Below are 14,807 nucleotides of genomic sequence, written 5' to 3'. Positions count from 1 at the left end.
TTTACTTTTATACGAACCGAAAACTTCTATCCTATGATCAAGCTTTTAAGATGTGGTGTAGTCATGCTGCTTCTGTTGCCGGCCATGATCGGCACAGCGCAACAAAAAATGAAGACGGAGAATGTTTTTATCATCACCTTCGACGGTTATCGTTGGCAGGAATTATTTCATGGCGCCGACAGAGCCCTGATCGGCGAAAAGAAATATGTGGAAGACACCACGGCATTGAAGAAAAATTTCTGGGCCGAAACGGCGGTGGAGCGACGCCAGAAACTAATGCCTTTTTTCTGGTCGGTGATTGCACAAAAAGGTCAGCTGTATGGCAACCGGGAATATGGCAACCTTGTGAACTGTTCCAACGGTATGTGGTTTTCTTACCCCGGCTATAACGAGATCCTCTGCGGCTTTGCAGACGACGCGCGCATTCACAGCAACGATAAGCTTGAAAATCCAAATGTGACCGTGTTGGAGTTTCTGAACAAGCAAGCGGCGTTCAAGGGGAAAGTGGCGGCCTTTGGCTCGTGGGATGTTTTTCCTTTTATCATTCATGAAAAGCGAAGTGGTGTGCTGGTCAACGCCGGTTATGAACCGGCCAGCGGTGCAAATCTTTCGGAGCGAGAGAAATTTTTGAACGTGTTGCAAAACGAATTGCCCCGGCCCTGGAGTGAGGTCAGGATGGACGGTTTCACGCATCACTACGCCCTGGAATACATAGCCAAACAAAAACCGCGGGTCATGTTCATCTCGTTTGGCGAAACCGACGACTTCGCCCATGGCGGGAAGTATGACGCTTACCTCACATCGGCGCATCAAACCGATAAATTCATAGAACTGCTTTGGAACGAGCTTCAATCACAAGCAGCCTACAAAGACAAGACCACCCTGATCATCACCACCGATCATGGACGTGGCACCGAGCCGCTGGATAATTGGCGTAGTCATGGAACAAAAGTCACAGGGTCGGATCAAATATGGTTCGCCGTGTTGGGACCCGACACGCCCGCGAAAGGAGAAATGAAAGAGGCCGGTCAATACTACCAAAATCAAGTAGCGAAGACAGCCGCTACGCTTTTGGGGGTGACCTATGAGAATGAAAAGAAAACCGGCGAGGCGATAAAGCCTGCGCTTCCTGGCAAATGAGAAGATTGATCTTTCTTTTGGCTGTGGCGATGATGGCCTGTGGCAGGCACGATACGGCGGCGCCCGTAACCTATAAATCCTACAGCGCATTGTTCGCACCCGACGACGATGTGAGGCGACTGCAGCTTGTCGCGGAGTTTAATAAATGGGATGCCCCGTCACTACCGGCGACAGAAACGTTCGACAGCAGTTGGACGTACATGCAGGGCGATCCGAAAGAAGGTTTGCAAGCTGTTTGCAAAAAAGTGGAAGGCACTCGCGTCGATCTCCCTCACCGCCTGACGCTGCCCAACACACCGATGTGGTATTCGAAAATGATCGACCTACACACACCCGGTGTCCTCACTATCCGTGCCGACGATGGCGCGCAACTCTATATTAATAACAAGCCCCTATCGCGGTTGCACAACAACGAATTTCCCGTCGATACCAGTGGCCGCCTGACCCTTACCATCCGCGTGCTGAACAATGCCATGGCTGGCGGTTTGCGGCACGTTTCGTTTGCCACGCGCGAACAATACAAAATATTCAACGAGCAATCGGCGCTGCACATTCGCCGGAAGCGTCTGATGGAAAAAGTGCGGCTGCTGACCGTTCCGGTGGAAGGTGTGTTTGAAAAAATGGAAAACGCGATCCGGCAAAAAGATGAAGCATCACTCCGGGCGGCCGAGGAAACCTTGAGTGCCTATCCTTATTTCACCGGTCCCTGGCTGCAATGGAACGACCCGCAGCGCATGACCGTATCGTTGGAATTGGATGGTGATTTACCGGTGGAATTACGTCTGCAGTTGAAAGGCGACCGTTGGCAGGAGCCGATGATTCAAAAAGGAAAGAAAGTATCATTTGTTCTAACGAACCTGTTGCCCGATACGGCCTATTCCTACACCTTGACATCCGGGAAGACGCAATCTTCCGTTTTCACTTTTCGCACTCCGGCGCCCGATCGCCCCTTCAGCTTTAATGTTTGGGCCGACAGCCAATCCGGCATCGACAATTTTCGACAAAACGTGAGCAACCTCTCCGGCTACGACGATGCTTTCGGAGTTGGGGCGGGCGATATTGTGAGCAACGGTGCGACGGCGGAAGAGTGGCGGATGTTCTTCAATGTGCTTGGCGCGTCATCGGCCGAAAGACCGTATTTCCTGGTGCCGGGCAATCACGACTATGATGGTTACTACGATGACCTTCAACCCGAACGATACAAACATTATCTTCCCCAGATACCACAAAATTATTTCAGTTGGCGTTATGGCCCCTGTGCTTTTATTGCGCTGGATCCAAACGAACGGTTCCCGATCGACATCCCGTCGTCGTCCCGCCAATATCAGTGGTTTCGTGAACAACTGGAGTCGGAACAGTGGAAGACCGCTACGTGGCATTTTGTCTTTCTGCATCAACCGCCCTATTCTCAAGGCTGGGCCGGCTATCAAGGCGACGAAACGATCCGCCGGTTGCTCGAACCGGTCATCGAATCTTCTTCTATCGACTTTGTCGTTGCCGGTCATACGCACGACTATGAGCGCCTCACGAAAATGTATGGGCGTCAGCAAACCACGTTTCTGATTGTAGGGGGTGCGGGTGGTTCGCTAGAGCCCGAGGAATCGTCGGCCACACCGCAGATGGACACGGTGCTGAAGGTGCACCACATGGGAAGGTTTTATGTTGCGGGAAGGTCGTTGCGTTTTGAGGCGATCGACATTTCCAAAAAGGTTGTCGACAGCTTTCTGCGGACAAAGTAGAGGCAGGACACTGCGACGGCAGACAATCTTATCTTCCTGTATAGACTGGGTAAGCGACGGTCCCTGCGATGGCTGGGGCTACCCGGTGGGACGGCGAGAAATCAACACCCAGTATATTGGCCATGGTTTGCGCCAATTGCTTTTGATAGTAACGCGTTTTTGTCTTGAGCTCCCCAAGCGGCGGTGTGTCCGGTCCCATCAAAGCGAACCAGGTCTGCCCGGAGCCCGGCGTAAAGGTTCCATGCCTGACCCAGGATGATCGCGAATTTTTTCCACGACCGTGGTCGGTGGTGATGAGCAGCGAGGTTTTCTCCCGGTAGTCTTCCTGCGACCGGGTCCAGGTCCAAAGTGCTGCGATCATCCGGTCTATCCGGTGAGCGGCCTGTAAGTATTGATCATAGTGTCCTCCATGTGCAAAGGCATCGGTCGCATCGAAGCTGATGTAGAGCACTTTGGGATGGTTGCGTTTTAGATAGTCGAAGGCTTGCGCGAAAGTAATGCTGTCGCGTGTGGAGGAGGTGCCGTGGGAATAAGCGCGAGGCGAATTTGTGGTGATGTGGTTCCGGTCCGTGCGCAAAATATAGGGCACCGCGTCCCACGTTGAAAAAACACCAACCTTGTCGCGAAAGTCAGGCCGGGCTTGCACGGCTTCAAGCATATTGCTGTTTGGATTTTCCTTCTTTTTGTTCGACATCAGAGACTTGTCCACAAAGCCGGTAAACAGTTCGCTGTAGCCTGGATAGGAAGCTGAGTAGGGATTGGCGCAAACCACACGATTGTCGAACGTGCGGTTGCCGTAGAGCTGGCCTTGGTTGGCCAGTACCTCCCAGAGGAAGGGCATCAATTTCTCCCGGCGCGCTTCAGGGGAGTCGTCCCAGAATGCCGTCCTATTGAAATCAGGGTCGCTATATCGATTGCTAAAGAGCAACGTGGAATCGGCGCCGGCAAATACTTCCTGCCACCGGAATCCGTCGAGGGTGATCACGATCAGATTTTCAGTTTTTCGCTGTTGGGCGGCAGCGCCCACAACGATCAGGCAAAGAAAGAGGACAACGCGTATTCGCATAGGGACGAAGGTCGGGTGATGAAATATCCTTATCGTTATTACGGTGTTATCGTTTTGTGTTGTGGATGGTGGTGATGTATTTAACGGATAAATTTGTGGTGGCGTTGACGTGATCGATAGCGCGTCAAGCCTGTCCGGCTACCTTCCGGATATCAAATTTTGAATTTTGTAAAACTTCATCCACGGTTGACAATCCGTCGATCGTGGATGATTACTTTTAAGGGAACATATGCTTAACATGAAAAACGTATCCGTGAAATTTCTCGTCTTGCTGGCCGGCGCCATCCTCGTGGTCTTTTCGTTGCAGGCCCAAACCGGCAAGGCAATCCCCGCCCAAGTCCAGGTGAACCCGCAAGCCCTCAATTTTATCCTGATGGGCGACTGGGGCCGCGTGGGCGCTGATCATCAAAAGGAGGTGGCGGCACAAATGGGCAAGACCGCCGAAACGGCCGACGTGGATTTTGTCATCACTACCGGCGACAATTTTTATCCCGAAGGCGTGGTCAGTGAATTTGATCCGTTGTGGAGATATTCCTTCGAAGACATTTATACGGCCTTTTCGCTCCAACGCGATTGGCACCCCGTGCTGGGCAACCACGACTATGGCTCCAACCCGGACGCAGAGGTGGCCTATTCGAAGATCAGCCGCCGGTGGCGTATGCCCGCACGCTACTACACCGAGGTGTTCAACCTTGGCGGCGACACGACCCAGCAAGCGCTTTTTGTCTTTATCGATACCACGCCGCTCATCAAAAGCTACTACAAGGGCAAAGGTCACAAGGTGCATGACCAGGACAGCACGGCCCAGGTGAAATGGATCGAGCAAACGCTGGCCAAGGCATCGCCGAATGTGAAATGGAAATTTGTCGTGGGGCATCATCCCATGTACACCGGCGGCGGCCGCACCGAAGGCAATGACACCCGCGCCATCCGCCGGATGTTGGAGCCTATTTTTGAAAAATATAAAGTTGACGCCTTCCTCGCCGGACACGAGCATAGCCTGCAACACATGGTGGCGGCCAACGGGCTAAACCATTTTATTTCCGGCGCCGCTTCGGAACATACCCCGGCGCGTATGCTGCCCATTAGTAAATTCTCTAAATCCGAATATGGCTTTATGCTGGTTTCCCTCACCCGCGAGAAATTCCTCGTGCAGGTGATCGACTACAAAGGAGCCGTTCTATATACAACTCAACTGGTAAAATGACAACAAGACAATTATTAGGTATCTGCGCGATAAGTTTCGCCGCCGTGAACGCATCGGCACAAGAATTTAATTCATCGGCCATTTTTTCACACAACGACTACAAAAATCCGGTTCCTTTTTTTGCCGCCTACGACAAGCAAGTGGGCTTCATAGAAGCGGATGTATTTCTCAACAATGGCAAGCTGCTGGTGGCGCACGAAGCAGCGGAGCAAGACACCACTAGAACATTGCAGGCCCTTTATCTGCGACCGCTGCAAGATAAAATTGCCCGCAACAAAGGAAATGCCTATGCTGACCAAGGCAAATTCTTGACGCTGATGATCGATCTGAAAACAGAAGGGGCAGCCACATTGGATGCCCTGGTCAATAGTTTGAAGATGTATCCTTCACTGATCGGGTGCCCCACATTGCGCATCACGGTGAGTGGAGATATGCCCGCACCACAATTGTGGTCGCGCTACCCGGAATTCATTCACTTTGATGGCCGGCCCGGTGTTGCCTATACCGAAGAGCAATTGCGTCGTGTAGCGCTAGTGAGTGCAAGTTTCGGGTCGTATAGCAAGTGGAATGGAAAAGGTGTGATCGTGCAGTTGGAACGCGACCAACTGAATGCCGTGATCAAGGATGCCCACAGCAAGGGCAAGCCGATGCGTTTCTGGGGCACGCCCGATATGGTGAACGCCTGGATCAAATTTATGGATCTGAAAATCGATGTCATCAATACCGATCACGTACTGGAGGTTTCGGATTTCCTGATCCGTTTCCCGAAGAACTCTTTTCGCAACGCGGAAGTGCATACGGTATATACACCTCAATATAACGTGAAGCGTTGGAAGAAAACGCCGAAGAACGTCATCCTCATCATTGGCGATGGCACCGGTCTGGCCCAATGGTACAGCGGCTATACGGGCAACCACGGTCAGCTCAATATTTTTCAGCTCACCGACATCGGCTTCTCCGTGACCACTTCTGCGGATAACTACATCACCGACTCCGCTGCAGGAGGTACGGCCATGGCCACGGGCACCAAGACCAACAATCGCTTCATTGGTGTGGATCCCAAAGGCGCGAGCCTGACCACCCTTGCTGAAAAATGCAAGCGCAACAATTTCAATGTGGCCATCATCTCCAACGGTGACATTACCGACGCAACACCCGCTTCGTTCTATGCCCATCAAAACGAACGCAGCAAAAGCGAAGCGATCGCCCAGGATTTCACCTCGAGCAATGTTGATATTCTCGTGGGAGGCGGAGAGAAAGCATTTCAAAGCCGCAAAGACAATCAAAACCTGTTGACCGCGCTGGCGTCGAAAAACTACGCCGTGAGTACGTCGTTTTCGTCGATCGACACCGTGAGATCAAATCGTTTTGTGATCCTGGAAGACGCTGCGGTGGTCTCGAAGATCAAGGGACGCAAGGATTTTGTTTCCCGCTCGCTGACGAAGAGTCTGGCGCACCTTTCTGGTCAACGCCAGCCGTTTTTTATGATGACCGAAGGAGCGCAGATCGATTGGGGTGGTCATGATAATAATATGGAGTATGTGGTTCGCGAAGTGCTCGACCTGGACCAGGCGGTGGGAGAGGCGATGAAGTTTGTGGATCAGAATAACGAGACGTTGCTCATCATCACAGCCGATCATGAGACGGGTGGTTTGTCATTGCTGGACGGCAATATTTCGGAGGGGTCGGTGTTGGGTAATTTTAGTACGAACGATCATACGGGGATCGCGGTGCCGGTGTTTTCTTATGGGCCCGGGGCGGAGATGTTTAGGGGGGTATATCAGAATACGGAGATTAATAAGAAGATTGAGAAGTTGTTGTCGCTGCGATAACGGGAGCGTGCATTCTTATTGAACCGCAAAGGCGCGGAGGCGCTAAGAAAGGCGCAAAGTTTTCTCTACTGAAGGCTTTGCGCCTTTTTGTTTTTAGACTTTTTTTTGGTTGTGCTATGCCGATTCCGTGGCTTTGAATCGTTTGCAATGGGCCTTCTCAAATATTTTTTGGGATATTTTGGTTTTCTATATTTTTTGATATTCCTTTGTCTATAGAATAAGTAGACATTTCAACGCCCACCAACATTGACTTGTCCGTAATCAATTCCCACCAGATTGATTTTATAGAAGCGAAGGGAGAGAACAGGAGCTCGACGATCTTCCGGCAACCGTCCCCACCAAGACCATGCCATGACATCCTGAGGTAACATTTTTTTTACGGGACTATAAAATCACTGCGATGAAAACACGTAGGGCGTTTCCATGCTTTCCATCATTCCACACCGGAACCGGCAACAGCTGTTGTTGTTGCTGTTGATTTTCTCCAGGGTATAACGCCTATACCGCGCGTGCCATCCGTCTTCGGGTGCACGAATATTTAACATCACATACATGGCTTCGGATGCACCCGTCTTAACGAGAGACTTGGTGGTATTTCATTACGCGTGGGTGCATTCCGTCGCCGCCCATCTTTTTCACAAACATTAAAAACATTCCACCATGAGATCCTTAATTTCTGTATTCATTCTCTATTTCCTGTTGCTGGGCATCAGCAGTGCTTTTGCACAAGAGGCCTCATCCAAAAAGATCGTGATCACCGGCGTGCGCTTTGCCTATCCGTTGGTTGAGAAATGGATTGAGGCCTACAAAACAGCCAACCCCGATGTAGATATAAAGATTGAGCCCCGCACCGTGACCGACCCAAGTCAATATGATTTGCTGATCGAAGCCTACGAGCCCGACGATAAAATAAAGGATAGCCGCGACTTTGTTTACCTGGCGCGCTATTCCCTGCTGCCGGTGGCCAATGCGAAATCAAGTTTTGCCAAAACCTATGCTGACAAGGGCCTTACCAAAGACAAGATCATCCAAACCTATTTCAACGACGTGACGGCAAGCCGCAAAGATGACAAACTGGATCCGGCGTCGTATACCTTGTACACCCGTCTTCAAAAAGCAGGAGCACCCATCACCTTTGCGCACTATTTTGGTTATCAGCAAGCCAACATCAAGGGCCGTGCTATTGCCGGTGCCGACGAGCATCTGATCAAGTCGTTGCTAAAAGATTCCACGGGTGTGTCCTATGGTGTGCCGGGATTGCTGTATGATGTGAAATCGCGCAAACCGCTAGAAGGGCTTGTCATCTTGCCGGTTGACGCCGACAACAACGGCCGCGTTTCCGACAACGAGAAATTCTACGACAACCTGGACGTCGTGCTGCAGAAAATTGAAGATGAAGCGCCCAAGAACATCCCGGTAGAATACCTGCATTTGTCGATCGCGAAAAACGGCTCCAATCCCGAGGCCCTGAAGTTTCTCAAATGGGTGCTCGACAACAGCCAGGATACGCTGCACGATTTCGGTTTCCTGAAACCGGAACCCAAGCGTTTTTTACCCAGCAAGGAAAAGTTCGACGGCGTCGCCATCAACTAATGTAATCAAACAACCATCCCCTATAATCCATTTTTATGAAGAGAATTTTACTGGCAACATCGTTTCTGTTGCTATCGCTTGGGTCGGCCCTGGCCCAGGAAGTCATTAAAGGAAGTGTGAAAGACGAAGACGGCGGTCCGCTGCCAGGCTCTTCGGTCTATATAAAAGGTACTACGAATTCGGTTCTGGCCGATGCCAACGGCGAGTTTTCGTTGAAGGCTGCCAAACAATTTCCCTTTACGCTTACGGTGAATCTTGTCGGCTACAAAGCGCAAGATGTCGACATCTATGAATTGCCCGAAGAACCCCTGGATGTGACGTTGAAGATCGACAACGTGTTGGACGAAGTGGTGGTGGTGGGCTATGGCGAGTTGAGACGCAAAGACATTACCGGCTCGGTCGCTTCGGTTCCCGTGGAGTTGAAAGCACAGCCGGTGAGTTCGCCTGAGCGTTTATTGCAGGGTGCTACGGCCGGTGTCACGGTAACCCAAACCACCGGTCAGCCGGGCGGGGGCGTTAGCGTGCAGGTGCGTGGGAACAACTCCATCACGGCAGCATCCGATCCCTTGTATGTCATTGACGGTTTCCCCATCAACAACGACTATAGCGTCAACGACGCCGGTGTGGTGGACGGACCCAAGCTGAACCCGCTTTCTTTTTTAACCCCTAACGACATCGCCGACATCGAAGTGTTGAAGGATGCTTCGGCCACGGCCATCTACGGTTCGCGCGGCGCCAACGGCGTCATCATGGTCACGACCAAGAAGGGAAGCAAGACCGATCGTTCGTCTATCGTGTATGACGGGTATTATGGTGTGCAGGAGGTGATCCGCACGGTGCCGGTGTTGAATGCCCGGCAATGGTGGGAATTGCGCAAGGAAGCGTACGTCAATACACCCAATGGAAAGGCCCCGACACTTCCGGCCGCAGGTGCGTTCAAATACGATACCATCGGTGAAGGAACCGACTGGCAGAAGGCGGCGTTCACGCAGGCTGCCGTGCAAAGTCACAGTCTCGCCATCTATACCGGTTCCGAGCGCACGGCCCTGGCCATTTCCGGCAACTACTTTAACCAGGACGGCGTGTTGAGGAACACGGGATTCAAACGCTATGCCATGCGCTTTAGCATTGATCATGAGGTCAACGAGAAATTCAGGATCACGTCCTATGTCACCGCGGCGCAAACCAATGGTAAGGTCGCTCCCAACGCTATAGTGCCCAACCTGCTCCTGACATCACCGGCCATCCCGGTGTATGATACGCTGGGCAACTTCGTGAAAAATACATCTACGGACTCGCCGTTGCAAAATCCCATCAACTCGTTGCTGAACCAGGTCAACGAATCGCGTACATCGCGTTTGCTGGCCAACGTAGCGGGTGAATATAAAATTGCCGACGGCCTGGCGCTGAAAGTTTTGTTGGGAACGGATATTGTCTACAACCGCCAGAACCGGTACCTGCCCAATAGCACCTATGAAGGCAATCCCTCTGGTGGCGTAGGCACCGGCGGTATCGCTACCATCGGTTCGCAATTTACCAGCAGTTGGTTGAACGAGAATACGCTTACTTATAGCAAAGTATTCAACGACAAACACAACCTGAACGTCGTGGGAGGCTTTACTGCCCAAGCCTCAAAGACGCAAGGCGAAGTTGCTTCCGCCGCCGTCTTTGCCTTCGATGATCTCACCTACAACGCCCTTCAAAACGGAACGGGAGCACGGACGCCGAGTTCTTCGTCGGTCAATTGGCAGCTGGCATCTTTCCTGGGTCGCGTGAATTATGTGTACAACGAAAAATATTTGCTCACGGCCACCTTGCGTGCCGATGGCTCTTCGCGATTCGGTTCCGGAAACAAGTGGGGCTACTTCCCTTCGGCAGCCTTAGGATGGAATGTGAATGAAGAAGATTTCCTCAAGGACGTACGCCAGATCAGCTTTTTGAAACTTCGCGTCAGCGTGGGTACCACGGGTAACCAAGGCATTCCGCCGTATTCTTCCTTGGGACAGATCGCACCCAACCGCTACAATTTCTCCAACACCACCGTGCAAGGCTATGCGCCGATCACGGTGAACAATCCTTCCCTGGGTTGGGAGAAAACATTCCAGACCAACGTTGGCTTCGACCTGGGCTTGTTCAATAACCGGGTGAACGTGATCGTCGACGCCTACAACAAGAAAACTACTGACTTGTTGCTGAATGCGGCTGTTCCCGGCACATCGGGCCTGTCGTACTACGATCCCAACACCAACCCAAGCCAGCAGTCGACGGTTTACCAGAACATTGGCGAAGTGTCGAACAAAGGGATTGAAGTTGCGCTGAATACGCAAAATGTCGTGACCAATAATTTTCAATGGAATAGCATCCTGATCTTCTCGAAGAACGTCAACAAAATTGTGAGCCTTGGCCCGGGCGTGGACCGTATCATCCCCACGATCAGCCAGCCCTCCGTGTTGCAGGTAGGCGCTCCGGTGGGCTCCTTCTACGTATACCAGACCGACGGCATTATTCAAGCGGAAGAAGCCGGTGCTTCCGCGCTCACACCCCAAGCCAATAAATCCGCCGGCGGTCAGAAGTACAAGGACATCAGTGGGCCTGACGGCGTACCCGATGGTGTGATCACGCAAGCCTATGACCGCGTGCTCATCAAAAATCAACCGGGCACCAACATCGGTTTTACGAACACAGCGAGTTATAAAACTTCGTTCGGCGACTTTGACCTCACGGTATTTTTTCAATCAAACCTGGGCGGCAAGTTGTACAACAACAACCGCGCAACATTGGAATTGGGAACCGGCTATTACAATGGATCGGCTGATATGCTGAACCGGTATACGTCCACGAATACGAACACCGATGTCAAGGAAGCTTACCAGGATCCTGCCGTGACGATCTCCGACCGGTTTATCGAAGACGCATCCTATTTGCGATTGAAGAATTTGACAATAGGCTATACGTTGCCCACCACCTGGACGTCGCGCATCCACATCCAGCGGTTGCGGATCTACGGGTCGGCACAGAACATTGCCACCTGGACCAACTACACCGGCTTCGATCCGGAGGCGAGTTTTTCGGGCCAGTCGCTCGTGAATCGCGGCATCGACAACGGTGTTTATCCTAACTCAAAAACCATACTGGGTGGCATCAGCCTTACCTTCTAAATCATTGCCAGACATTATCCACAAGAAACGATATGAAATCTCTTAACTATATTTTTGCACTGGGAGGATTGGTTGCATTGCTCACCTCCTGCAGCAAATTCCTGGAAGAAGATCCGAAAGGATTTGTCACTACCGACAATTTTTACAAAACGGAGGCCGATGCCGTGAATGCGGTCACCGCAGTATACTACCTCCTAAACCAAGGGGGCAACGGGGTGCAGACACCGTATAACACATTGTTCAATACCGGCCTCAACTTCGAGTGCGACGACGAGTTTCCCGGCCCCGGTGCTACAAACCCCGATGTGCGTTCCATGGCCAACTTGCTGCACACGTCCACGAATCTCCGTGTCTATGAGCTGTGGCAACAACATTATGCCGCCGTTAAAAAGGCCAACCTGGCGATTGACAATATCCCGGCCATGACAACGGTGGGTGATGCATTGAAAAGCCGCCTTATCGGTGAAGCTAAATTTCTCAGGGCCCTGTGGTACTTCAACTTGGTTCGCCTATACGGCGATGTGCCGCTCATTACGCATGTGCAGAATGGGGTAACGGCCACCGACTATGCCATCGAACGCACGCCATCGGCGCAAGTGTATGATCAGATCGAGCAAGATCTGAAAGACGCGGCCGACGCGTTGCCAAATTCTTACGCGGCACCCGACGTGGGACGTGCCACAAAGGGCGCCGCCATTGCCTTGCTGGCCAAAGTTTATCTGACCAAAGCTTCCCTGCCGCTGAACCTAACAGCACACTACCAGGATGCTGTCACCACGGCAGAGAAAGCACTCTCGCCGGCAGAGGGTGGCACGGGCACATTCGGTTACGCCTTGCAGACGGACTACTCCAAAGTTTTTCTGCCTGCGTACAAGAACAACTCCGAGCACATTTTCTCCGCGCAATTCAAGTCTGGTTCCAGTTCCAGCTTTCTCACACAAGGGAACAACCAAAACCCCAGGTCTATACGCACGCAAGTTCCCGGTCTTGCCGGCTCCTATGCCGATCAAACCTGGTTCTACACCGTGGACGATGCCACGAAACCCGGTGGTAAAGACAAATTTTTCAGCGTGTTCAAATTGTATACCTCCAAAGACAAACGCAGGGACGTAACCTTCGTGACCAACTTCAAAAGCCCAACCAACGGCAAGAAATACGGCGGGCTGAACGACCCGACCATCTCCGGGCACAAGGTTGACTCCATTCCCTACTTCAATAAAACATGGGATCCGGGTACGACGGCCTTCACCAGCGAGTCGGCCGCCAACGTGGCCATTATACGCTATGCCGAATTGTTGCTGATCCACGCGGAGGCCGAGAACGAATTGAACGGTCCCACGGCAAAGGCTTATGCGTCGCTGAATAAAGTGCGCAAACGGGCCGGGCTGGATGACCTCACCGCGGGTCTGTCGCGTGATCAATTCCGCGATTCACTTTACCTGGATCGTCGTTTGGAATTGGTGTTCGAATACCAGCGGTGGTTTGATCTCGTGCGTCAGAAAGATGCCGGTGGCAACTCGATCTTCGTGAAAACGCTACAAGCAGCCGGCAAGCCGAACGCCCAAGACAAACACCGGTTGCATCCTCTGCCGCAGCAAGAAATTGAATTGAATCCTAAACTGGAAGGTCATCAGAATCCCGGATACTGATGACGGATAAAGAAACTGAAGATAAAGATTAAGACGTCGTGAAAAACGACATCCTGCTCCTCCGTTGGTGGCGGAGTGAGCAGGAGCTTAATCTTGCCACATCAAACAAAAAAAGTATGACCGCTTCCGACATAACCCTTTTAGCCCGGAAGATCCTCGTGGGGATCATCGTAACGCTTGTTCCTTTCCTGATCCTGTTCGGTGGACTTTGGTTGACAAAGAACGTGCTGAACAAGAATCGTCACGAGGGAAGTTCTGTTCAAACGACAAAATAAAACGCATCGTCCTATGAAAATGGAACCCCGCATTGCCAACCGGATTGTCAGAAATATCCTGTTGAGCCTTTTCATCTACGCTTTACCCGTATTGCTCATGTTGCTCACCTTCTACTTCACCGGCCAGCGGCCGTGGGAGAAGAAGCCGGTTCCGGCTGCTCAAGTCTCAAAATAGTGCTATCAACCTAAATCAACCCTATGATCAAATTCATCGAAGCCATTTTTCAAAACCTCAGCACGTGGGGTCTGCCCGTGTTGATGCTCATCCTGGGTATAGTCGAATTTTCGTTCGGCTTGTACAAGAAGCATTGGAACACCAATGAAAAGATCCTCGACCTCGTGTGCTACACCATACCGCGCGTTGTGGTGCGGCCACTGGTGACGTATTTCGCATTGAAGTTCCTGCCGTATGCGCTGCCGGGTTTGAAGGATGCGTTTACGTGGGTGCCCTTCTGGTGGGGCTTTCTGATCCTTTGTGTGGCCGATGATTTGACACAATACTGGTATCACCGGCTGCACCATGAAGTTCCTTTCCTGTGGCGCTTTCATCGCACGCATCACTCGGCACCCTATATGGGCATGGCCATGGCCAGCCGTCAGAATGTGATCTACACGATGTTCTTTTCGCAAACGTATCTCACCACGGCACTGGTTTACCTGGGATTGGGATATCCAGCTTTATTTGTGAAAGGCATCAAGTCGATCATCACTACGCTGGCGCACTCCAGCATTCCCTGGGACAAACCTTTTTATGAGAAGAAATGGCTTCATCCCGTCGCTTGGGTGTTGGAGCGTACCATCTCCACGCCGGCCACGCATCACGCGCATCATGCCGACAGCAACGACGACGGTATCGGACATTACAAGGGAAACTTTGGCAACATGTTTTTCTTGTGGGATGTGATCTTCGGTACGGGACTCATCACCCGTCAATACCCCAAAGCCTATGGCATCAAGCATTATCAGCAGGAGGAATGGTATGCCCAGTTTCTCTGGCCGATCCTGAAATCTAAAAAGGAAGGCAGCGAGCTGTCGGCGAATGGTCCGATGGTGAAAGAGGATGATGCCGCTGTTCCGGCAACGACGGAAGAGACGACCTCTAAGATCGCAGTGTCTTCCGAATTGAAATTGACCTAGTACAACCTTAT

At 51.8% G+C, this 14,807-nt stretch carries 11 protein-coding genes; 10 read left to right on the top strand and 1 reads right to left on the bottom strand.

The genetic code is table 11. The annotated features are described in order from the left end of the window. The first annotated feature begins 33 nt into the window (after positions 1-33). Both D4L85_RS03470 and D4L85_RS03465 read left to right on the top strand, forming a co-directional pair. Complete coding sequence (locus D4L85_RS03470; RefSeq protein ID WP_119753012.1) at positions 34-1,140, top strand: sulfatase-like hydrolase/transferase; 1,107 nt, start codon at positions 34-36, stop codon at positions 1,138-1,140. After that, entirely contained in the window at positions 1,137-2,879 is a 1,743-nt protein-coding gene (locus D4L85_RS03465; RefSeq protein WP_119753011.1) for a metallophosphoesterase family protein, read from the top strand. Before D4L85_RS03470 ends, D4L85_RS03465 begins: the two co-directional genes overlap by 4 nt. A 28-nt stretch (positions 2,880-2,907) precedes the next feature. Here the strand turns inward: D4L85_RS03465 and D4L85_RS03460 are convergent, their stop codons facing one another. Next, positions 2,908-3,945 carry an alkaline phosphatase family protein gene (locus D4L85_RS03460; protein WP_119753010.1) on the bottom strand — a complete coding sequence of 346 codons (1,038 nt, stop codon included), beginning with the start codon at positions 3,943-3,945 and terminating at the stop codon, positions 2,908-2,910. A gap of 238 nt (positions 3,946-4,183) precedes the next feature. Here D4L85_RS03460 and D4L85_RS03455 point away from each other — a divergent pair, with 238 nt between their 5' ends. The 8 genes from D4L85_RS03455 to D4L85_RS03420 all read left to right on the top strand — a co-directional run bounded on the left by D4L85_RS03455 (position 4,184) and on the right by D4L85_RS03420 (position 14,796). Continuing rightward, positions 4,184-5,152, top strand: coding sequence for a purple acid phosphatase family protein (locus D4L85_RS03455; protein ID WP_160143518.1), 969 nt, complete (start codon positions 4,184-4,186; stop codon positions 5,150-5,152). Further along, positions 5,149-6,984, top strand: coding sequence for an alkaline phosphatase (locus D4L85_RS03450; protein WP_119753008.1), 1,836 nt, complete (start codon positions 5,149-5,151; stop codon positions 6,982-6,984). Before D4L85_RS03455 ends, D4L85_RS03450 begins: the two co-directional genes overlap by 4 nt. A 660-nt stretch (positions 6,985-7,644) precedes the next feature. After that, positions 7,645-8,577 carry a hypothetical protein gene (locus D4L85_RS03440; protein ID WP_119753006.1) on the top strand — a complete coding sequence of 311 codons (933 nt, stop codon included), beginning with the start codon at positions 7,645-7,647 and terminating at the stop codon, positions 8,575-8,577. 35 nt (positions 8,578-8,612) lie between these two features. After that, complete coding sequence (locus tag D4L85_RS03435; RefSeq protein WP_119753005.1) at positions 8,613-11,735, top strand: SusC/RagA family TonB-linked outer membrane protein; 3,123 nt, start codon at positions 8,613-8,615, stop codon at positions 11,733-11,735. Positions 11,736-11,767: 32 nt separating this feature from the next. Beyond that, the gene (locus D4L85_RS03430; protein ID WP_119753004.1) at positions 11,768-13,384 is read left to right on the top strand and encodes a RagB/SusD family nutrient uptake outer membrane protein; all 1,617 of its coding nucleotides are present in this window, start codon (positions 11,768-11,770) and stop codon (positions 13,382-13,384) included. Between the two features lie 38 nt (positions 13,385-13,422). After that, positions 13,423-13,659 carry a hypothetical protein gene (locus D4L85_RS03425; protein WP_119753003.1) on the top strand — a complete coding sequence of 79 codons (237 nt, stop codon included), beginning with the start codon at positions 13,423-13,425 and terminating at the stop codon, positions 13,657-13,659. Positions 13,660-13,672: 13 nt separating this feature from the next. Beyond that, positions 13,673-13,834: a hypothetical protein gene (locus tag D4L85_RS34630; protein ID WP_174236144.1), complete on the top strand. Its 162-nt coding sequence runs from the start codon at positions 13,673-13,675 to the stop codon at positions 13,832-13,834. A gap of 23 nt (positions 13,835-13,857) precedes the next feature. After that, positions 13,858-14,796, top strand: coding sequence for a sterol desaturase family protein (locus D4L85_RS03420; RefSeq protein ID WP_119753002.1), 939 nt, complete (start codon positions 13,858-13,860; stop codon positions 14,794-14,796). Positions 14,797-14,807: the final 11 nt, after the last annotated feature.

The sequence above is a fragment of the Chryseolinea soli genome, from assembly GCF_003589925.1.
Lineage (GTDB): Bacteria > Bacteroidota > Bacteroidia > Cytophagales > Cyclobacteriaceae > Chryseolinea > Chryseolinea soli.
The sequence above is the reverse complement of the archived record's forward strand: the minus strand, read 5'-3'. Positions and strand labels throughout refer to the sequence as shown.